Origin of the sequence: Agromyces mariniharenae (assembly GCF_008122505.1) — a bacterium.
GTDB lineage: Bacteria > Actinomycetota > Actinomycetes > Actinomycetales > Microbacteriaceae > Agromyces > Agromyces mariniharenae.
Genome location: NZ_VSSB01000001.1, coordinates 2,482,191 through 2,502,380, shown reverse-complemented (window position 1 = coordinate 2,502,380; position 20,190 = coordinate 2,482,191). Strand labels below are relative to the sequence as shown.

Here is a 20,190-nt window from a genome sequence, read left to right as displayed (position 1 = left end):
CGGCGGGGCGTTCCGTCATCCGGCCGGGTGTTCGCGCCCGAGCTTGGCTCGCTCCTCGGCTTCGATGCGGGCGTACGCCTTGCGCTCGCCGCGGTCGGCGCGGATGATCGCGCGCATCACGAACCAGAAGATCAGCCCGATGAGCACGGTCGGCGCCAGCGACCAGATCGCATTCGCCCAGAATTCGTTCATAGCCCTTCAAGGATACGGGGGTTTCCTCGGGTTCGGTGAACGGATGCCGCGACGGCGACGTCGAAGGACGCGGCGGGTGCTCCACCCGCCGCGTCCTTCGGTGCGGATCAGACGGTCGCGGTCGCAGCGCCGGCGGGCACCGCCGCGCGCTCCTCGACCTCGACCGGGGCCCGACGCGCCCAGCGCTTCAGCGCGACCACGAGGAATCCCATCACGATGGTGCCGGCGAGGATCGCGACGAGGAACATCCCGAAGTTGCCGATCGCGAAGAACACGAAGATGCCGCCGTGGGGCGCCTGCGAGGTGACCCCCGCGGCCATGCAGATGGCGCCGGCCGTCGCACCGCCGACCATCGACGAGGCGATCACGCGGAGCGGGTCGGCGGCCGCGAACGGGATCGCGCCCTCGGAGATGAACGACAGGCCGAGCAGCCACGCGGCCACGCCGTTCTCGCGCTCGGGCTCGGTGAACATGTTGCGTGCGAGGACCGTCGACGCGAACGCCATCCCGAGCGGCGGCACCATGCCCGCCGCCATGACGGCGGCCATGATCATCCAGGGGGCCTGATTCTCGACCGAGCCGGCGGCGAGGCCGGTGACCGCGAACGCGTAGGCGACCTTGTTGACCGGTCCGCCGAGGTCGAAGCCCATCATGAGCCCGAGGATCGCGCCCAGCGCGATCGCGCTGACGCCGGTGAGCGAGTTCAGCCAGTCGGTGAGCCCGGCCATCAGCGTGGCGATCGGGGCGCCGAGGATCAGCAGCAGCAGGCCCGACGAGAACAGCGACGCGAGCAGCGGGATGATCACCACCGGCATGAGGCCCGCGAGCCAGCGCGGCGGGCGGAGCCGACCGAGCCACATGGCCGCGGCACCGGCGAGCAGGCCACCGACAAGGCCGCCGAGGAAGCCGGCGTTGAGGACGAGCGCCACCGAGCCGGCGACGAAGCCCGGGGCGATGCCCGGCCGATCGGCCATCGCGTAGGCGATGTAGCCGGCGAGCGCGGGGACGAGGAACGCCATCGAGGCCGAGCCGATCACGATGAGCACCGACCCGAGGTACTCGGAGAGGCCGCCCGGCGGAAGGTTCCACAGTGCGTTGTTGAGGACGACCTCGCCGGCGTTGTCCCCGATCTCGTAGCCGCCGATGAGGAAGGCCAGCGCGATGATCAGGCCACCGGCCGCGACGAACGGGATCATGTAGCTCACGCCCGTGAGCAGCCACCGCTTGAGGTTGGCGCCGAACGACGCGCTGCCCGCCACCGCGGTCGCCCCGGTGGGGGCGCCGCCCGCCGGCACGCGCGGGGCGTTCGGGTCGGATGCGGCGGCGAGCGCCTGCGCGACGAGCGCGTCGGGCTCGTCGATGCCGCGCTTCACCGGCACCTGCACCACGGGCTTGCCCGCGAAGCGTGCCTTGTCGCGCACGTCGACGTCGACCGCGAAGATGACGGCGTCGGCCGCGGCGATGACGGCGGGGTCGAGCGGCTTCGCGCCCGAGGAGCCCTGCGTCTCGACGTGGTAGTCGACTCCCGCGCGTCCGGCGGCGGCGGCGAGCGCGTCGGCGGCCATGTAGGTGTGGGCGATGCCGGTCGGGCACGCGGTGACCGCGACGATCGAACGGCGATCGGATGCCCCGGCGTCGGCCGGTGCGGCATCCGTCGGCGCTGCAGCCGTGGTCGCCGCCGCAGCCGCGGCCGGCGCGGCATCCGCTGCCGGCTCGTCGTCGCCCGCGAGCGCACCCTGGACAATGCCGACGACCTCGTCGGGCGTGGCGGCGCTGCGCAGCGACGCGACGAAGTCCTCCTTCATGAGCGAGCGGGCGAGCGTCGACAGGAGCGCGAGGTGGTCCTGCGCGGCGGTGTCGGGCGCTGCGATGAGGAAGACGAGATCGGCGTCCTCGCCCTCGTCGAACTCGACGGGGCGCGCGAGTCGCGCGACCGCGAGGCTCGCCTGCTTCACGGCGGGCGACTTCGCGTGCGGGATGGCCATCCCACCGGGGAGGCCGGTGGGCGCCTGCTCCTCGCGCTTCCACGCGTCGGCGAAGAGGGCCTCGGCGTCGGTGGCGCGGCCGCTCTCGGCGACCCGGGCGGCCAGCGCCTTGATGACGCCGGACTTCTCGGGCCCGAGGTCGGCATCGAGCACGACCAGCCCCGGTTCGATGATGTCGGACATGGGGTTCTCCTTACTGGTGGTCGCCGACCGGCAGGCCGGCGACCTCGGTGACGACGACGCGGGCCGGGTCGACCTGGTCTCGGGTGGGCACCGCGCTGCCCGGGAGGGCGACGGCGGCGGCGCCGGAGGCCACGGCGCGGGCGAGCGCGTCGGCCGGCGACGCGCCCTCCACCGCGGCGACGAGGAAGCCCGCGAGCGAGCAGTCGCCCGCCCCCACGGTGCTTCGCGGCACGACGCGGGGAGCCCGCGCGAACCAGGCGTGGTCCTCGGACACGAGTGCGGCGCCCTCGGCGCCGAGCGTGACGAGGCTCGCGCGCACCCGCTCGACGGGGATCGAGCGCGCGAGGTCGATGGCCTCGTGGGGGCCGGCCTCGAGGGCGGCCTCGTCGGAGGAGCCGGTGAGCTCGGCGAGCTCCTCGGCGTTGGGCTTGATGAGGTCGACGCCGACGCCGGACTCGACGAGCGCGGCGAGCGCTGCCCCTGACGTGTCGACCGCGATGCGCGGGGCTGCGGCGCCGGCTCGCACGGCTGCAGCTCGAGCCGCCTCGACGACGCGCACGTAGAACTCGTCGGGAGCACCGGGCGGGAGCGAGCCGGCGAGCACGAGCCAGTCGGCGCCGACGGATGCCGCGGCGGTCGCGTGGACGAGGCGCGCCTGCGCGTCGGCATCGAGCGCGGGGCCGGGCTCGTTGACCTTCGTGGTCACGCCCGCGGCATCCACGATCGTGAGGTTCGTGCGCACCGCGCCGTCGATCGGCACCGCGCGGTGCGGCACGCCTTCGGCGTCGAGCGCGGCGAGGAACGCGTCGCCGGCGGCGGCGGGGAGCACGGCGATCGAGTCGACGCCCGAGGCGCGCAGCGCCCGGGTGACGTTGACGCCCTTGCCGCCGGGGTCCTGGCGGGTGCTCGTGGCGCGCTGCACGGCGCCGGGCTCGAGCGCCTCGGCGAGCTCCACGGTGCGGTCGAGCGACGGGTTGGCCGTGAGCGTGACGATCATGCGAGCACCACCTGCACGTCGGCGTCGGCGAGGGCCTCGGCGAGCTCGGGCGGCGGCGCGGCATCCGTGATGAGCGTGTCGACCTCGTCGAGGCACGCGAACCGCACGAGCGACTCGGCGTCGAGCTTCGTCGAGTCGGCCAGCACCACGACGCGCCGGGCCGCATGCACCATCGCGGCCTTCGCGGCCGCCTCGGTCTCGTCGGGCGTGGAGAAGCCGAACGCGGAGCTCACCCCGTTGGCGCCGACGAAGGCGAGGTCGGGGCGGATGTCGCTGAGCTGGGCGATGGTGGTCGGGCCGACGGCCGCGCCGGTGATGCCGCGAACCGCTCCGCCGAGGCTGCGCAGCTGCAGGTGCGGGTTCGCGGCGGCGTGCAGTCGCGCGGCGAGCGGCACGGAGTTCGTGGAGATGTCGAGCGTCGCGCCGGGGACGTCGGGTGACCAGTTCTCGATGAGCTCGGCGAGCCGGCCGGTGGTGCTGCCGGAATCGATCAGCACGGAGCCGCGGAAGGTCGGCGGGACGAGATGAAGTGCGGCACGCGCGATCGCGTCCTTCTGCTCGGCGTTGCGGCCGAGGCGCTCGACGAGGGAGGTCTCGGCGAGGGCCGACTGCTCGGCGGGGACCGCGCCGCCGTGGACGCGACGCAGGCGCCCGGCCTCCTCGAGCGCGTCGAGGTCGCGGCGGATCGTCTCGGTCGTGACGCCGAAGTCGCGTGCGAGGCCCGCGACCGAGACGCGACCGACGAGCTCGAGCGTGTCGGCGATCTGCTGGTGTCGCTCCGTCGCGTACATCGGCCTGTCCTCCGGTCTGCGTCTGCCTGTGGTTCCGCCGCCGGTCGGTCGCCGTCGACGTGTTATGAGCAATATTCACACACAAACCAACAGAAAGCAACACATTCAAAGATTCCGGGGACGATCGGATGCCTTCGAGACCATCGGATACCCTCGGGACGATCGGATGCCCCCGGGACCATCGGATACCGGGGGCCACTGCTCGTCGACGGCCCGCGCCCTGCCTCCGCACCATCGCACGCCGCCCGAATGCAGGAAGAACCCGGGCAGGACCGGTGTGTCCCGGACCACGGAACGGTGTGTCGGGGAGGTCTTCCTGCATTGCGCACCGCCGCCTCGAGCGACAGCGAGCGAGCGGGACGCCGAAGGCCCGATCCGCGCGGGATCGGGCCTTCGTGAGTGGTGGGCCGAGTGGGTCAGCCGGCGGTGATGATGCCCCAGATGCCCGAGCCGAGCAGGTAGAGACCGACCGCGCCGACGACGATCCAGATCGCGATGCGCGCGTTCGACGGGCGCTTCGGGTCGGGGTCGGGCTCGAGTTCCTTCTTGGGCAGGTAGTCGTTCATGCGCGGCATCCGTTCACTTGACGAGGGGGAAGAGGATGGTCTCGCGGATGCCGAGGCCGGTGACCGCCATGAGGAGGCGGTCGATGCCCATGCCCATGCCGCCCGACGGCGGCATGCCGTACTCGAGCGCCCGCAGGAACTCCTCGTCGAGGCGCATCGCCTCGGGGTCGCCGCCGGCGGCGAGCTTCGCCTGCTCGACGAAGCGCTCGCGCTGCACGACGGGGTCGACGAGCTCGGAGTAGCCGGTGGCGAGCTCGAAGCCGCGCACGTAGAGGTCCCACTTCTCGACGACGCCCGGGGTCGACCGGTGCGCGCGCACCAGCGGCGACGTGTCGAGCGGGAAGTCCATCACGAACGTCGGCCGCTCGAGCGAGCCCTTCACGTGGTGCTCCCACAGCTCCTCGACGTACTTGCCGGGCAGCGGGTGGTCGATCTCGATGCCCTCGGCGTCGGCGAGCTCCTCGAGCCGCGACATGGGCGTCTCGGCGGTGATCTGCTCGCCCACCGCCTCCGACAGCGTGCCGTACATCGAGATGCGGTCCCACTCGCCGCCGAGGTCGAACTCGGTGCCGTCGGCCCAGGTCACCACGTGCGACCCGCTCGTGGCCACCGCGGCATCCTGGATCAGCTGCTGGGTCAGCGCGGCCATGGTGGTGTAGTCGCCGTAGGCCTCATAGGCCTCCAGCATCGCGAACTCGGGGCTGTGCGTGGAGTCGGCGCCCTCGTTGCGGAAGTTGCGGTTGATCTCGAACACGCGCTCGATGCCGCCGACGACGGCGCGCTTCAGGTAGAGCTCGGGCGCGATGCGCAGGTACAGCTCGGTGTCGAACGCGTTCGAGCGCGTCACGAACGGGCGAGCGGATGCCCCGCCGTGCATGACCTGGAGCATCGGGGTCTCGACCTCGATGTAGCCGAGCGCATCGAAGGTGCGGCGGAGGCTCGCGTTGACCTTGGCACGGTCGACGACGTTGCGGCGGGCCTGCTCGCGGGCGATGAGGTCGAGGTAGCGGCTGCGCACGCGCGTCTCCTCGGAGAGCTCGTTGTGCAGGTTCGGCAGCGGCAGGATCGCCTTCGACGCGATGCGCCAGTCCTTCACGAGGATCGACAGCTCGCCGCGCCGGCTCGTGATGACCTCGCCCGACACGAACACGTGGTCGCCGAGGTCGACGAGCTCCTTCCAGTCGGCGAGCGACTCCTCGCCCACCTCGGCGAGCGACACCATCGCCTGGATGCGGCTGCCGTCGCCCGACTGCAGGGTCGCGAAGCAGAGCTTGCCGGTGTTGCGCGAGTAGACGATGCGGCCGGCGAGCCCGACCTGCTGCCCGCTCGCCTCGTCGACGCCGAGGCCGACGAAGCGGTCGCGCACCTCGGGGATGGTCGCCGTGATCGGCAGGCGCACCGGGTACGCGCCGAGTCCGAGGTCATCGGATGCCGCGATGAGCCGCTCGCGCTTGGCGAGCCGCACGGCCTTCTGCTCCGAGATCTCCTCGGCGGTGGGCTCGGCTGCGGCTTCCGTGGTGGTTTCGGCCATCGTTCACTCTCGGTTCGCGGAAATGTGCGTGCCCAAGCCTACTCAGCCGTGGCTCCACGGTTCATGGGCGGATGCCGCGGGCGTCAGTCGCCGCCGACCTCGACGAACGCGTTGTCGATGAGCCGCGTGCTGCCGACGATGGCGGCGACGAGCACGAGTGCCCGCCCGCGGTAGTCCTCGCCAACGGGCAGGAACGTGTCGGGGTCGACGACCACGAGGTAGTCGAGGCTGACGCCGTCGTGGTCGCCGAACGCGGCGACGCCCTCGGCGAGCAGCTCGGACGGGCCGTCGGATGCCGCGGCATCCGCTGCTCGCAGCGACTCGGCCAGCACGAGCGCCGCCTGCCGCTGGCCCGCGTCGAGGTAGCGGTTGCGGCTCGACAGGGCGAGGCCGTCGTGCTCGCGCACGGTCGGCACGACCTCGATGCGCAGGGGCATGTCGAGCTCGGCGACCATGCGCGTGACGAGGAAGACCTGCTGCGCGTCCTTCTGGCCGAACAGGGCCACGTCGGGCTGCACGATGTTGAAGAGCTTCGCCACGACCGTGAGCACTCCGTCGAAGTGGCCGGGGCGCGAGGCGCCCTCGTACTGCGAGCCGACGGGCCCGGCCTGCACGGTCGTGCCACCTCGTCCGTTCGGGTACATCTCGTCGACGGCCGGGGCGAAGACCGCGTCGACGCCGAGCGCCTCGAGCGCCGCGACATCCGCGTCGAACGTGCGCGGGTAGCGGTCGAGGTCCTCGCCTGCGCCGAACTGCAGCGGATTCACGAAGATCGAGACCACGACGAGGTCGGCGAGCTCGCGGGCACGCCGCACGAGCGCGAAGTGGCCGTCGTGGAGGGCGCCCATGGTGGGCACGAGGGCGACGCGCCCACCGTCGGCGCGTCGTCGGGCGACGAGCTCGCGGAGCTCCGCGATCGTGGGCACGGTGCGGATGCCCGATGCCGCCTCGGTCACGAGCCACCTCCCAGTGGCCGGTCGGTGCCGGCCCCGTCGATCGTACCGGTCCCGTCGAGGAACGGCCCGGGATCGTGCCGCGACAGCGCGTTCTCGACGGCGCTCCGCACGAGCGGCGCGAGCACGGCGCCGGGTCGCGCGACGCCGATGCCGTCGAGCAGCCCGCTCGCCTGGTCGACGATGGCGCTCGAGAAGGATGCCGCGGTGTCGATCGCCTCGGCGTACGCCCGGCGGTCGGCGTCCGCCACCACGAACGGCTCCCCGCCCATCTCGACCACGAGGGCCTGGCCGATCGGCAGCACGGGCGCCGGCGCCGTGACGGCGAACCACGTGCCGGCGAGGCGTGCGAGGTCGATGCTCGTGCCCGTGAACGCCATGGCCGGGTGCACCGCGAGCGGGATCGCGCCGGCGCGGCGGGCCGGGTCGAGCACTCCCGTGCCGAAGCGCGCGGCCGTGTGCAGCACGAGCTGGCCGGGCTGCCACACGCCGGCGTCGGCGAGCCCCGAGACGAGCCCCTCGAGCTCGCCCTCGGGCACCGCGAGCAGCACGAGCTCGCTGCGCTCGACGATCTCGGGGATCGGCAGCACCGGCACGGCGGGCAGCATCGCCGCCGCGCGCTCCCGGCTCGCATCCGACACGGCCGCGATGCCGGTCACGGCGTGGCCGGCGCCCGCGAGGGCCGCGGTGAGCACGGCGCCCACGCGTCCGGCGCCGATCGCGCCGACGCCGAGCCGGCCGGATCGCTCAGCGGGCATCGGCGGACTCCTGCGGTGCGACGGCGGCGCCGGCACCCGCGGCGCTCGCGGCGCCCCAGTGGTGCGAGGTGTCGCGCGCGGCGCGGTCGACCGCCTCTGCAGCGAGCCGCTCGAACAGCCCGTCGGCCTCGTCGCGGTCGGCGACCGGGAGGGTCGCGTACACGGGCCCGGCGACCGTGTGGATGCGCACGGCGGCGAGCCGCAGCATCCGCTTCACCGGGCCGACGTGGATGGCGACCGACTGCATGCGCGCGAGCGGCGCGAGCGTGAGGCTGCGCAGCAGCCAGCCGCGGCGGATCAGCGCGACGCCGTCGATCACGTTCCAGCCGATGCGCCGCCACGAGAACGGGCGCAGCCAGGCCGCCCGACGCGGGGTGCGCGAGAATCCGTCGCCGTCGCGTCCGATGAGCCCCGCGTCGACGAACGCGTCGACGGATGCCGCGGAGTCGGGCAGGAGCAGGCCGAGCACGCGGTGCACGTCGACGACGGTGCCGACGGGGAGCACGAGCGTGCGCTGCGCGGCCTCGTTCCCGGCGCTGACCGACTGGCCCGCGACGTTGATGCGGATCGACCACCAGCCGAACGGCCGCCAGAGGATCCACTGCTGCGCCTCGATCGCGTGGATGCGGCCCGGCGGGATCGTCTGGTTGCCCGTCGAGAGCAGGCCGTGGCCGATGCGCACGCCGTCGGGCGTGCCCGCGATCGAGTAGCGCAGGGACTTCGTGATGCGCGACCAGAGGTAGCTCACGAGGCCGATCGCGGCCGGCACGAACGAGAACAGCACCCAGAGCTGGCCCGTCGAGACGCCGATCACGATGATCGCCACGAGGATGATCGCCCACACCGTCGAGCCGCCGAGCAGCGTCGAGCCGATCACGCGGCCGAGCGGCAGGTGCACGACCGACTCGGGCGGTGCGAGGTTGGGGTCGAGCTCGGGGGCGAGGAACTCGTCGACGCGGTGCCCGATCACGGTCGACACCGTGGGGCGTCCGTTGGCTGCGGGCCCGGATGCCGCGGGCGCACCCGGTGCGGTCGGGGCGACCGCGAGGCCCGCGGCATCCGACACGCCCGCGGCATCCGTCACCGGCGCCGCATGCGCGGCCGCCTTCTCGGCGCGGGCCCCGGAGGCGAGGCGCAGCACGTCGGCGCGGAGGCCGTCGGCGAGGGCGGACCCGAGGTAGGACAGCTGCACGTTCGCGGACTGCCCCGCCACCGAGATCTCGAGCTTCGCGGTGCCGAAGAGCCGCGCGAACACCGGCCGGTTCACGTTGATGCCCTGGATGCGGTCGAGCCGTGCGCTGCGGTGCGACCGGAACAGGATGCCGCTGCGCACCTCGACCGCCTCGTTCGTGACGCGGAACGTGTGCATGCGCCACGACAGCCAGAAGCCGATGATGACGAGCACGATCACGACGGCGACGCCCGCCACCGCCCAGCCCACGAGGCCTTGATCGACGATGCCGCCGATCGGGTCGTTGGCCCAGTCACCGCGCCAGCGCTCGAACTCGCCCTCGAAGTCGTCGCCGAGGTCGGGCGCGAAGACCACGATGAACATGTCGACGAGACGCTCGCGCAGGTTCGCGATGATGAAGCCGAGCACGGCGATGAACACGAGGCCGCCGCGCAGCAGCGGGCTCGCGGGGTGCAGCCGGTGCCACTCGCCGTCGGCGAGGTTCGTGACCGGCTGGGGCCGGACGGGTGCGGTCACCGGATGCTCCCTGTGCTCACCGCGCTCACAGTCCGGCCCGGCGGGTCTCGGCGAGCGCCACGAGCTCGTCGCGGAGCCGGTCGGCCTCCTCCATCGGGAGGCCGGGCACGGTGACGGCGGTGGCGGCCGCGGCGGTCACGAACTTCAGATCGGCGAGTCCGAGCGCTCGGGCCACGGGCCCGCGCGTGATGTCGACGAGCTGCATGCGGCCGTAGGGCACGGCGACCTGGCGCTGGAACATGATGCCGCGCTTGAATACGAGGTCGTCTTCACGCAGGCGGTAGCCGATCGAGCGCACGCGCCGCGGCTCGAACGCGATGCCGATGAGCGAGATGGCGCCGATCACGATCGCGCCCCAGAGCGTCCACCACATGCCCCAGAGGGCGTACGCCACGAGCAGGCCGCCGACGAAGACGACCATGCCGATGAGCGAGCCGACGACCTCCACCACGATGTACTTCGGGGAGACGCGGAGCCAGCCGGTGTCCGCGGGGGCGACCGGAGCGGCCGGGGCAGCCGGAGCGGCCGGGGCGGCCGGGGGCTCGGGTGCGAGCGGCTGCGCTCGGACATCCGATGCGAAGACCGGAGCGGATGCGGCATCCGCCGGCTGCACGCCCGGCGCCGCGGGCGTCTCGGGCACGGCAGCGGCACCCTCACCCGGCACCCCGCCCTCCACCGGCTCGATGCGGCCCGCGTCGTCGCGGATCTCAGGCATGCGCGTGCTCTTCCTTCTCGGGTTCGGTGTCGTCGGGCGGGAGGGTGCAGAAGGCCTCGGCGATGAGCCCGGCCGCGAGCAGCAGTCCGGCGCCGATCGCGGTGGCGAGCGCGAGCCAGATCGTGCCGGTGGGCGGCACGACGCTGCGCGTGAGGAGGAACAGCGTGATGCCGATGCCGAATCCGAGCACGAGGGAGCCGCTGAGGCTGCACGCCTTGGCGAGCACGGCCGTGCGCATCGCGCGGAACGGGTCGAGGTGCTTGGTGGCCTTGCCCTTCACGGCGCGCCGGATGGGCCACGCGAACGCCACGACGAGCGCCGCGACGCCCACGAGCGTGATCGGCAGCGACAGCGGCGGCACGATCGCGTTGCCGCCCGCCGAGACGATGGCGAGGTCGACGAGGTAGCCTGCGACCGCGCCGGCGAGCACGAACGCGATGACGGTCGAGGCGTGCGTGCGCTTCATCGCCGCACCACCTCGTCGCGCGCCGCCGCGCGCAGCTCGGCGACCGGCCCGCGCCCGGGCAGCACTGCGTCGGGGTCGACGTCGAGCCACGGCTGCAGCACGAACGCACGCTGCCATGCGCGCGGATGCGGCAGTTCGAGCCGCTCGTCGGACGACACCGCGCCGCCGAAGTCGATGAGGTCGAGGTCGAGCGTGCGGTCGCCCCAGTGCTCGGCGCGCACGCGGCCGTGCTCCTGCTCGAGGCCCTGCAGCACGTCGAGCAGCGCATGCGCGTCGATCCCGGTCTCGACGACGACCACGCCGTTGAGGTACCCGGGCGCGTCGTGGTCGACGCCGGAGTCCTTGATCGCCGGGGTCTCGTAGATCGGCGAGACGGCCACGAGCTCGACGCCCGGCGTCTCGGCGAGGGCGCGCACGGCGGCGTCGATCGTGACCTCGCGTGCGCCCAGGTTCGCCCCGAACGCGACGACGGCGCGGGTCATGCGCGGCTCCGCACGATCGTGACGGCGACATCGTCGAACGGCACGGAGATGGGCGCCTCGGGCTTGTGCACCGTGACCTCCACCTCCTCGACCGCCGGGTACGCCAAGGCGACGTCGGCGACGCGCTCGGCGACGGTCTCGATGAGGTCGACCGGGTCGCGGCGCACCGCGTCGGCCACCGCCTCGGCCAGCTCGCCGTAGTGCACGGTGCGGCCGAGGTCGTCGCCGGATGCCGCGGCAGCGAGGTCGACCGCGACGGACACGTCGATCACGAACTCCTGGCCCTGCTCTCGCTCGAAGTCGAACACCCCATGGTGCGCGCGGACGCGCACGCCGGTGAGGGTGATGCGGTCGGGGGTCCTAGCCACGTCGTCCACTCTGCCACGCCCCGAGGACGTCGAGCGCGCGGCGGGTGCCGCGAACGTCGTGCACGCGCACGCCCCAGGCGCCGGCCTGCGCCGAGAGTGCGCTCACGACCGCCGTGGGCAGGTCGCGGTCCTCCATGGGCGCATCGTCGGGGAGCAGCGCGCCGATGAACCGCTTGCGCGAGGCGCCCACGAGGATCGGCAGCCCGAGCTCGCCGAGCACGTCGAGCCGGCCGAGCAGCTCCCAGTTCTGCGCGCCGCGCTTCGCGAAGCCGAGGCCCGGGTCGAGGATGATGCGCTCGCGCGCGACGCCGGCGTCGGCCAGCGCGTCCACGCGCGCCGCGAGCTCGTCGCGCACCTCGACCGCCACGTCGCCGTACTCGGCGAGCGCGTCCATGCGATCGGAGTGCCCGCGCCAGTGCATCGCGACGTAGTGCACGCCCGTCTCGGCCACGATCGGGGCCATCGCGGCATCCGCGAGCCCTGCAGAGACGTCGTTGATGATCTCGGCGCCGGCCTCGACGGCGGCCAGGGCGGTCGCCGCGCGCATGGTGTCGACGCTGACCCGGATGCCGCGACCGGCGAGCTCGCGGACGACGGGCACCACGCGGCGCAGCTCCTCCTCGGGCTCGACGCGGGCGGCGCCCGGACGCGTGGACTCGCCGCCGACGTCGAGCACGTCGGCGCCGTCGGCCACGAGCTCGAGCCCGTGCGCGATGGCCGCGTCGGCGTCGAACCAGCGCCCGCCGTCGCTGAAGGAGTCGGGCGTGACGTTGACGACGCCCATGATCAGGGTCGATCCGTCAGCCACGGTCGGCGGATCCGATCAGCGCGATGATCTCGGCCCGGGCGGCCGGCTCGCCGAGCGCGCCGCGGCTGGCGATGGTGATCGTCGAGCTGCGCTCCTGCCGGGAGCCGCGCGTGGTGACGCAGCGGTGCTGCGCGTCGAGCACGACGAGCACGCCCTTCGGGTCGAGGCCCGCCTCGAGCGTGTCCGCGATCTCCTCGGTGAGCCGCTCCTGCAGCTGCGGCCGCGCCGCGAGCGTCTCGATGACCGCGGGGATGCGCCCGAGCCCCACGACGCGCTCGGCCGGCAGGTAGGCGACGTGCGCCGTGCCGACGAAGGGCAGCAGGTGGTGCTCGCACACCGAGCGGAAGGCGATGTCGCGCAGCACGACCGCGTCGGACGTCGCGGGGACGCCAGCCTCGGTGTCGCCGAGCGGCACGGTGTCGGCCAGGTGCGTCATCGGGTCGACCGCGAGGCCGCCGAAGAAGTCGGCGTACGCCTCGGCGACCCGCTGCGGCGTGCGCTCGAGCCCCGGGCGTTCCGGGTCCTCGCCGATCGCGAGCAGGATCTCGTGCACGGCGCGCTCGATGCGCCCGGTGTCCACACCGGCCATGGCACCCCCTCTTCGGGTCGGTCGGCTAGGCCGTCGCGGGCCGCGGGCCCGTCCGCGGCGCGCGCGCTGCGGCCGGCTCCTCGACCGGGGTCTGGCCCGAGTCGACGCCGCCGTCGACGGCGCCCTGGTCGATCGGCATCTTCTCCTCGGCGGGGAAGGCGATCGGCGGGCGGTCGGAGACGGGGCGACGGTCGCTCGAGAGCCAGAGCGGGCGCTCGGGGAGCCGCTTCACGTCCTTGAAGATCTCGGCGATCTGGTTGTGGTCGAGCGTCTCGTGCTCGAGCAGCTCGGCCGCCAGCTTGTCGAGGACGTCGCGGTTGTCGTTGAGCACCTGCCACGCCTCGTCGTGCGCCTGCTCGATGAGCGTGCGCACCTCGGCGTCGACGCGCTCGGCGATCTCCTCGGAGTAGTCGCGCTGGTGGCCCATGTCGCGCCCGAGGAAGACCTCGCCCTGCGACTGGCCGAGCTTCACGGCGCCGACGTTCGCCGACATGCCGTACTCGGTGACCATCTTGCGTGCGGTCGCGGTGGCCTTCTCGATGTCGTTCGAGGCGCCGGTCGACGGGTCGTGGAACACGATCTCCTCGGCCACGCGGCCGCCCATCGCGTAGGTGAGCTGGTCGAGCAGCTCGTTGCGGGTGACCGAGTACTTGTCCTCCAGCGGGAGCACCATCGTGTAGCCGAGGGCCCGGCCGCGCGGCAGGATCGTGATCTTCGTGACGGGGTCGGTGTAGTTCATCGCCGCCGCCGCGAGCGCGTGTCCGCCCTCGTGGTAGGCCGTGATGAGCTTCTCCTTGTTCTTCATCACGCGCGTGCGGCGCTGCGGGCCGGCGATCACGCGGTCGACGGCCTCGTCGAGGGCGCGGTTGTCGATGAGCTGCGCGTTCGAGCGCGCCGTGAGCAGCGCGGCCTCGTTGAGCACGTTCGCGAGGTCGGCACCGGTGAAGCCCGGCGTCTTGCGCGCGAGCACCTCGAGGTCGACGCCCTTCGCGAGCGGCTTGCCCTTCGAGTGCACCTCGAGGATCTTCTGGCGGCCCTTGAGGTCGGGCGCGTCGACGCCGATCTGGCGGTCGAAGCGGCCCGGGCGCAGGAGCGCGGGGTCGAGGATGTCGGGGCGGTTCGTCGCCGCGATGAGGATGACGTTCGTCTTGGGGTCGAAGCCGTCCATCTCGACGAGCAGCTGGTTGAGGGTCTGCTCGCGCTCGTCGTGGCCGCCGCCGAGGCCCGCACCGCGGTGCCGGCCGACCGCGTCGATCTCGTCGACGAAGATGATGGCCGGCGCGTTCTGCTTGGCCTGGTCGAAGAGGTCGCGCACGCGGCTCGCGCCGACGCCGACGAACATCTCGACGAAGTCGGAGCCCGAGATCGAGTAGAACGGCACGCCCGCCTCACCCGCGACCGCGCGGGCGAGGAGCGTCTTGCCGGTGCCGGGAGGGCCGTAGAGCAGCACGCCCTTGGGGATGCGCGCGCCCACGGCCTGGAACTTCGCCGGCTCCTTCAGGAACTCCTTGATCTCCTGGAGCTCCTCGATCGCCTCGTCGGCGCCCGCCACGTCGTCGAACGTGACCTTCGGGCTCTCCTTCGTGACGAGCTTGGCCTTCGACTTGCCGAACTGCATGACGCGGTTGCCGCCGCCCTGCATGCCCGACAGCATGATCCAGAAGAAGAGGCCGATGAGCACGAGTGGCAGCAGGATGCCGAGCATCGAGAGGAACCAGTTCGGTTGCGGCACTTCGTCGTTGAAGCCGTCGGTCGGGTTCGCCGCGTCGACGGCGTTGATGACGTCTTCACCACGGGGCGTGACGTAGTAGAACTGCACCTGCTTGCCGAGCTCGTCGTCGGCTTCCTTCAGCGTGAGGTCCACGCGGTTCTCGCCGTCGACGATCTTGACCGACGAGACCTTGTCGTCCTGCAGGAGCTCGAGGCCCTTCTGGGTCGACACCTCGCGGAACCCCGAGGCGGTGATGAGGCTCGATCCGATCCACACGGCGACGATCGCGAGCAGGATGTAGATGATCGGCCCGCGCAGGATCTTCTTCATGTTCATGGTCCTGCAAGGCTACCGCGGTGGTGCTGGACGCTTGCCCCCTGTTCGCTGAAAGCGCGCAGGGCCCTCGTCGTCGGGCTGATCGGATGCCCCGCGGCGGGTCCGCTTCAGCCCCATCATGTACGGCAGCCCCTTGCCGGCCGCCGCAGCGGTGCGCGAGAGGCGCCCTGGCCAGGCCGGCGGCGGCAGCGGCGGCAGCGGATCCTCGAGGTCGCCCACGTCGACGAAGTACGCGCGCACGGTGCCGAAGCCCTCGAGCTCGGGGGCGACCTCCTGCATTGGCTGCCGCACTGCGTCGGGGCCGGCGCGGTAGAGGTCCTCGGAGAGCAGGACGTACTCGGGGATGCCGACGGGGTTCTTCAGGAGGCGATGAACGAGGATGACGTCGATCCCGACGAGCTTGATGCGGTCGCGGATGGTCTGGGTGGCGACGTCGCCGACGTGCGCCACGAACTTCAGCTTGAGGTCGGCGGCCCCCTTGCACCCGGTGCACGGGCACAGGTTCGCGGCGACGTACTGGCGCTCCTCGTGGAAGGCGCGGTGCATGGCGACGGCCGCCTCGAGGATGTCGACGATCGCGGTCTGCGCGTCGCCGTTCTCGGCCTTCCGCGAGAGGAACGCCGCGTCGCCCTCGATCTCGATGAGGTCGAAGCCGGGGGCGGCGTCGATCATCTTCTCGAGCATGCGCGCCGTGTTGACCTCGGCGTGGGCCAGGCTCATCCGGTGCGTGCTCATGTACTCGGTGTAGCCGCCGATGTCGGCGATCAGCAGGACCGCCCGCCCCGAATCCATGCCTCACCTTGTCATTTCTGCGTCGGCAACTCAACGGGTCGGCGTCAGGCCGGGGGTGACGGGTCCTCGGATGCCTCGTCGGGCGAGTAGCGCTCGAGCTCGGCGTCGACCGCCAACTCCGCCTCGCGCGCGCTCGGGGTGTAGCCGAGCACGATCGGGAGGAACTGGTCGGAGCGGAGCATCCGGAGCTCGAGCCGGCTCGTCGCGACCACCGTCGCGGTGCGCGGCGTGCGCCGCAGCAGTGCGATCTCGCCGAAGCCCTCACCAGGGCCGAGCGTCGCGACGACGCGGCCGCCGCCCACGACGTCGGCCTCGCCCGACTCGATCACGTAGTAGCGGTCGCCGACGTCGCCCTGGGAGAACACCGTCTCGCCCGCGGGCACCTCGGCCGGCTCGAGGCCGCGTGCGAGCTGCTCGATCGAGGGCAGTGGCAGCGGCGCGAGCATCGGCACCCGCTGGAGCAGCCCCACATCCGCGTCGAGCGCACCCACCGCCCGGTCCAGGCCGTGCAGGCGCCGCCACGCGACCACAGCCAGCACCGGGCACACCAGGCCGACGGCGATGAGCGCCGGCTGCAGCCCGATCCAGGCGATCAGTCCCGAGGTGGCGACGGCGCCGATCCCGATGAACACGGCGACGAAGCTCTCGAGCACGCCGAAGACGCGCGCGAGCACCTCGTCGGGCGCCAGCCGGCCGAGCAGCGTGAACCCGGCGAGGTCGATGAGGGCGTTGCCGACGCCGATGAACGACAGGAAGACGAGCGCCGCCGCCTGCTGCGGGAACACGCCGACGAGGGCGAGCGGGAGTCCCCACAGGGCGACGCCCACCGCGAACCAGGCGCCGAGCCGCTTCGTGCCGACGAGCAGCGACGCGACGAGCGACGCGATGACCGCCCCCACGCCGACGGCGGTCATGAGGGCCCCAGCCCCTGGCTCACCGGTGCCGAGCAGCTCGATCGCGACGACCACGGAGAAGACGGTGAGGGCGCCCCGGGTGAACGCCTGGGCACCAGCGAGCCCGATGATGATCGCGAGGTCGCGGTTGCGGGCGACGGCCTTCACGCCCTCGGCCGCCTCCCGCAGCAGGTCGCGGCGCTGGGCCGGCGGTCGCGGCGGCGCGTCGTAGCGCACCCGCGCGAGCAGCGCGGCCGCCCAGAGCGACGCCGCCGCGGCGACGCCGAACACGACCGAGACATCCGTGAACTGGAGCAGGATCGCCGCGAGCAGCGGCCCGACGAGCGTCGCGGCGGAGTCGAGCAGGCCGCGCACCATGTTCGCGCTCGCGAGCTCGTAGCCGGTGCGGCAGAGCGACGGCAGCAGCGCGGAGTGCGCCGGCCGGAAGAGCGTCGCCGCGATCGTCGACACGATCGCGAGCGCGTAGACGATCGCCGCGGGACCCGCGATCGCCGCGACCACCGCCGCGGCTGCGGTCGCGATGCCGCGCACCGTCGACACGAGCACGAGCACGCGCTCTCGGCGTCCGCGGTCGGCGATGGGCGACAGCAGCGGTGCGCAGATGGCGGAGGGCACCATCCGGAGCAGGCCGACGAGTCCGACCGCGGCCGCGCCGCCGTCGCGGTAGGCGACGATGCCGAGCGCCACGGTGAACGCCCACTCGGCGGTCCACGCGCCGAGGAAGCTCAGCTGCGCGCGCCGAAGGTTGGGATTGAGCGCGTTGCTCGTGAAGGCGCCGGCCGCGTCACGCAGTCGGCTCCGACCCCGTCCGTCGGCCATGGATCGCCCCCCGATCCGCTCCCGCGCCTCAGCTGTACACGTGCGGCGCGAGGATCGCGACGTCGCGCAGGTTCCGGTACCGCTCGGCGTAGTCGAGTCCGTAGCCCACGACGAACCGGTTCGGGATGTCGAACCCGAGGTACTTGACGGTCACGTCGACCTTCGCGGCATCGGGCTTGCGCAGCAGCGCGCAGATCTCGACCGACTCGGCGCCGCGCGACTCGAGGTTGCCGAGCAGCCAGCTGAGCGTGAGGCCCGAGTCGATGATGTCCTCGACGATGAGCACGTGCCGCCCGGTGAGGTCGGTGTCGAGGTCCTTGACGATGCGCACGACGCCGCTCGACTGCGTGCCGGCGCCGTACGACGAGACCGCCATCCAGTCCATCTCGACGTGCGGTCGCAGCTCACGGGCGAGGTCGGCCATGACCATGACCGCGCCCTTCAGCACGCCGACGAGCAGCAGGTCGCGGCCCTCGTAGTCGGCCTCGATGCGGCGGGCGAGCTCGGCGAGCTTCGCATGGATCTCGTCTTCGGTGACGAGCACCTCGGTCAGGTCGCCGTCGATCTCGCGCGCGTCCATGCCTGCTCCCTGGTGTCGTGGCGAACGGATGCTCAGAGCCTAACGCCGCAGTCGCGCACGGCCGGAGGATCGGCACGACTCCGCACACGACTCAGTGGTCGTGCGGCAGCACCTCGGTCGACCCGGTCGTGCTGAAGACGATGCGACTGCCCGCCCGAGTGGCACGGATGCCGCCGGGCAGGTCGATCGGTCCCTGCCCGTGCCAGTCGGTGACGAGCCGGGCCACCTCGAGGGTCTGCGTGCGCGAGAGCGAGACGCCGAACTCGCTCGCGACCACGTGCCGGATGATCCGCTGCCGCAACGCGGCGGGGTTCGCGGCGAGCGCCGCGGCCGACACGGCGATCCCGGCCTCGGCGGGCTCGCAGAGCTCCTCGATGAACTCGTCGATCTGGCTCGTGAACGCCTGCTCGTCCTCGCGGAGCTGTTCGGCCGTGCGCGCGAGCGCCTCGGCGACGCCGGGGCCAAGCTCCGCCTCGAGCACCGGCAGCACGCGGTCGCGCACGCGCACGCGCGTGTACGCGGGGTCGGCGTTGTGCGGGTCGTCCCAGGGCTCGAGGCCAGCGTCGAGGCACGCCTGCCGGGTGGTCGCCCGGCGGATCCCGAGCAGCGGCCGAGCGTAGCGGCCCGACCGCGGCGGCATGCCCGCGAGGCTCGCGGCGCCCGATCCCCTCGCGAGCCCGAGCAGCACGGTCTCGGCCTGGTCGTCGAGCGTGTGGCCGAGCAGCACGAGCACGGCGCCGGTCTCGTCGGCGGCCGCGTCGAGCGCGCCGTAGCGCGCGGCGCGAGCGGATGCCTCGGGGCCGCCCTCGCCGGTCACGTCGACCCGCCGCACCAGCACGGGGTCGAGACCGAGGGCCCGCGCGGCGTCGGCGGCCGCCTCGGCGACGGCGGCGGATGCATCCTGCAGGCCGTGGTCGACGATCACCGCGCCCGCGCGGAGCCCAGCACGCGGCGCCTCGAACGCGGTGGCCGCGGCGAGCGCGAGCGAGTCGGCGCCGCCCGAGAGCGCGACGAGCACGAGCAGGCCCGGTGGTCGAGTAGCGAGCGAAGCACGCGTATCGAGACCCTCGGTTCGATCGGGCGACGAGGTCTCGATACGCGTCGCCTCCGGCGGCGCTACTCGACCACCGGTCGGGAGCACGGCGCGCACCGCACGCCGCACGTCGGCGATCGGCGGAGTGAGGCGCGGACGCCGCGCCGAAGGGTCCTCGGGAGCCATCAAGTAACCTTATTGCGCCGTTCCCGCCGTCCTGTCGCGGGCCTGCACGGCCGAAGCTTCCGCCAGACAAGGAGAACCAGCATGGGCGAGTACGCCGCCGTCATCGAGATCCCGAAGGGGAGCCGCAACAAGTACGAGGTCGACCACGAGACGGGTCGCGTGTTCCTCGACCGCGTGCTCTACACCTCGTTCGTCTACCCGACCGACTACGGCTTCTTCGAGAACACGCTCGGCGACGACGGCGACCCGCTCGACGTGCTCGTGCTCACGCAGTACCCGCTGTTCCCGGGCGTCGGCGTGAAGGTGCGCCCGGTCGGCGTGTTCCACATGACCGACGACGGCGGCGGCGACGCCAAGGTCATCGCGGTGCCCGCGGGCGACCCGCGCTGGGACTCCATCCAGGACGTCGCCGACATCCCCGAGTTCACGCGCAAGGAGATCGAGCACTTCTTCGAGCACTACAAGGACCTCGAGCCCGGCAAGTGGGTCAAGACCGAGGGCTGGGCGGATGCCGCGGAGGCCGAGTCGCTCATCCGGAAGGCGATCGAGGCCTACCCGGGTCACTGATCCGGGTCTGAGCTTCACGAGGGGCGAGCCGTTCGGCTCGCCCCTTCGTCGTGCCGGAGGACCCTCGGTTCGAGGAGGGGATGCAGCCCGTCGCTCGAAATCGGCCCGCACGCACGAAATGCAGGAAGAACTCGGGTCCCGCTGGCGAGTCGTGACGCGG

The 20,190-nt window shown here is 72.6% G+C and carries 21 protein-coding genes; 1 reads left to right on the top strand and 20 read right to left on the bottom strand.

What is annotated here, in order from left to right; genetic code table 11:
- Nucleotides 1-15: 15 nt before the first annotated feature.
- From FYC51_RS19260 to tilS, 20 genes are all read right to left on the bottom strand, one after another.
- Nucleotides 16-192 carry a hypothetical protein gene (locus tag FYC51_RS19260; protein WP_187432596.1) on the bottom strand — a complete coding sequence of 59 codons (177 nt, stop codon included), beginning with the start codon at nt 190-192 and terminating at the stop codon, nt 16-18.
- A 107-nt stretch (nt 193-299) separates the two neighbouring features.
- Complete coding sequence (locus tag FYC51_RS11540) at nt 300-2,360, bottom strand: PTS fructose transporter subunit IIABC (RefSeq protein ID WP_148733678.1); 2,061 nt, start codon at nt 2,358-2,360, stop codon at nt 300-302.
- 10 nt (nt 2,361-2,370) lie between these two features.
- Nucleotides 2,371-3,357, bottom strand: a complete 987-nt coding sequence (locus tag FYC51_RS11535; protein ID WP_148733677.1) for a 1-phosphofructokinase family hexose kinase — start codon at nt 3,355-3,357, stop codon at nt 2,371-2,373.
- The gene (locus FYC51_RS11530; protein WP_148733676.1) at nt 3,354-4,148 is read right to left on the bottom strand and encodes a DeoR/GlpR family DNA-binding transcription regulator; all 795 of its coding nucleotides are present in this window, start codon (nt 4,146-4,148) and stop codon (nt 3,354-3,356) included. Before FYC51_RS11530 ends, FYC51_RS11535 begins: the two co-directional genes overlap by 4 nt.
- Nucleotides 4,149-4,564: 416 nt before the next feature.
- On the bottom strand, nt 4,565-4,714 hold the full coding sequence (locus FYC51_RS19255; RefSeq protein ID WP_187432595.1) for a hypothetical protein: 150 nt from the start codon (nt 4,712-4,714) through the stop codon (nt 4,565-4,567).
- Between the two features lie 13 nt (nt 4,715-4,727).
- On the bottom strand, nt 4,728-6,245 hold the full coding sequence (gene lysS, locus FYC51_RS11525) for a lysine--tRNA ligase (RefSeq protein WP_148733675.1): 1,518 nt from the start codon (nt 6,243-6,245) through the stop codon (nt 4,728-4,730).
- 83 nt (nt 6,246-6,328) lie between these two features.
- The gene (gene panC / locus FYC51_RS11520) at nt 6,329-7,201 is read right to left on the bottom strand and encodes a pantoate--beta-alanine ligase (RefSeq protein WP_148733673.1); all 873 of its coding nucleotides are present in this window, start codon (nt 7,199-7,201) and stop codon (nt 6,329-6,331) included.
- On the bottom strand, nt 7,198-7,956 hold the full coding sequence (locus FYC51_RS11515; protein WP_148733671.1) for a Rossmann-like and DUF2520 domain-containing protein: 759 nt from the start codon (nt 7,954-7,956) through the stop codon (nt 7,198-7,200). Before FYC51_RS11515 ends, panC begins: the two co-directional genes overlap by 4 nt.
- Entirely contained in the window at nt 7,946-9,664 is a 1,719-nt protein-coding gene (locus tag FYC51_RS11510; RefSeq protein WP_148733669.1) for a PH domain-containing protein, read from the bottom strand. Before FYC51_RS11510 ends, FYC51_RS11515 begins: the two co-directional genes overlap by 11 nt.
- A gap of 25 nt (nt 9,665-9,689) precedes the next feature.
- Nucleotides 9,690-10,304: a PH domain-containing protein gene (locus FYC51_RS19590; protein ID WP_420797247.1), complete on the bottom strand. Its 615-nt coding sequence runs from the start codon at nt 10,302-10,304 to the stop codon at nt 9,690-9,692.
- 67 nt (nt 10,305-10,371) lie between these two features.
- Nucleotides 10,372-10,845 (bottom strand): DUF3180 domain-containing protein, encoded by a 474-nt coding sequence (locus FYC51_RS11500; protein ID WP_148733667.1) that lies wholly within the window; start codon nt 10,843-10,845, stop codon nt 10,372-10,374.
- Nucleotides 10,842-11,327 (bottom strand): 2-amino-4-hydroxy-6-hydroxymethyldihydropteridine diphosphokinase, encoded by a 486-nt coding sequence (gene folK / locus FYC51_RS11495; RefSeq protein ID WP_148733665.1) that lies wholly within the window; start codon nt 11,325-11,327, stop codon nt 10,842-10,844. The genes FYC51_RS11500 and folK overlap by 4 nt, the downstream gene beginning before the upstream one ends.
- The gene (folB, locus tag FYC51_RS11490) at nt 11,324-11,695 is read right to left on the bottom strand and encodes a dihydroneopterin aldolase (protein WP_187432594.1); all 372 of its coding nucleotides are present in this window, start codon (nt 11,693-11,695) and stop codon (nt 11,324-11,326) included. Before folB ends, folK begins: the two co-directional genes overlap by 4 nt.
- Nucleotides 11,688-12,479, bottom strand: coding sequence for a dihydropteroate synthase (folP, locus tag FYC51_RS11485; protein WP_148734269.1), 792 nt, complete (start codon nt 12,477-12,479; stop codon nt 11,688-11,690). Before folP ends, folB begins: the two co-directional genes overlap by 8 nt.
- A gap of 16 nt (nt 12,480-12,495) precedes the next feature.
- Nucleotides 12,496-13,092 carry a GTP cyclohydrolase I gene (folE, locus tag FYC51_RS11480; protein WP_148733661.1) on the bottom strand — a complete coding sequence of 199 codons (597 nt, stop codon included), beginning with the start codon at nt 13,090-13,092 and terminating at the stop codon, nt 12,496-12,498.
- Nucleotides 13,093-13,117: 25 nt separating this feature from the next.
- Nucleotides 13,118-15,139 (bottom strand): ATP-dependent zinc metalloprotease FtsH, encoded by a 2,022-nt coding sequence (ftsH, locus tag FYC51_RS11475; protein ID WP_148733659.1) that lies wholly within the window; start codon nt 15,137-15,139, stop codon nt 13,118-13,120.
- Nucleotides 15,140-15,151: 12 nt separating this feature from the next.
- Nucleotides 15,152-15,931, bottom strand: a complete 780-nt coding sequence (locus FYC51_RS11470) for a DUF2652 domain-containing protein (protein WP_148733657.1) — start codon at nt 15,929-15,931, stop codon at nt 15,152-15,154.
- 44 nt (nt 15,932-15,975) lie between these two features.
- Nucleotides 15,976-17,664, bottom strand: coding sequence for an MFS transporter (locus tag FYC51_RS11465; protein WP_148733655.1), 1,689 nt, complete (start codon nt 17,662-17,664; stop codon nt 15,976-15,978).
- Nucleotides 17,665-17,692: 28 nt separating this feature from the next.
- Nucleotides 17,693-18,244 (bottom strand): hypoxanthine phosphoribosyltransferase, encoded by a 552-nt coding sequence (gene hpt / locus FYC51_RS11460; protein WP_148733653.1) that lies wholly within the window; start codon nt 18,242-18,244, stop codon nt 17,693-17,695.
- A gap of 91 nt (nt 18,245-18,335) precedes the next feature.
- Nucleotides 18,336-19,463: a tRNA lysidine(34) synthetase TilS gene (gene tilS / locus FYC51_RS11455; protein ID WP_148733651.1), complete on the bottom strand. Its 1,128-nt coding sequence runs from the start codon at nt 19,461-19,463 to the stop codon at nt 18,336-18,338.
- Nucleotides 19,464-19,544: 81 nt separating this feature from the next.
- Here tilS and ppa point away from each other — a divergent pair, with 81 nt between their 5' ends.
- Nucleotides 19,545-20,030, top strand: coding sequence for an inorganic diphosphatase (ppa, locus tag FYC51_RS11450; protein ID WP_148733649.1), 486 nt, complete (start codon nt 19,545-19,547; stop codon nt 20,028-20,030).
- Nucleotides 20,031-20,190: the final 160 nt, after the last annotated feature.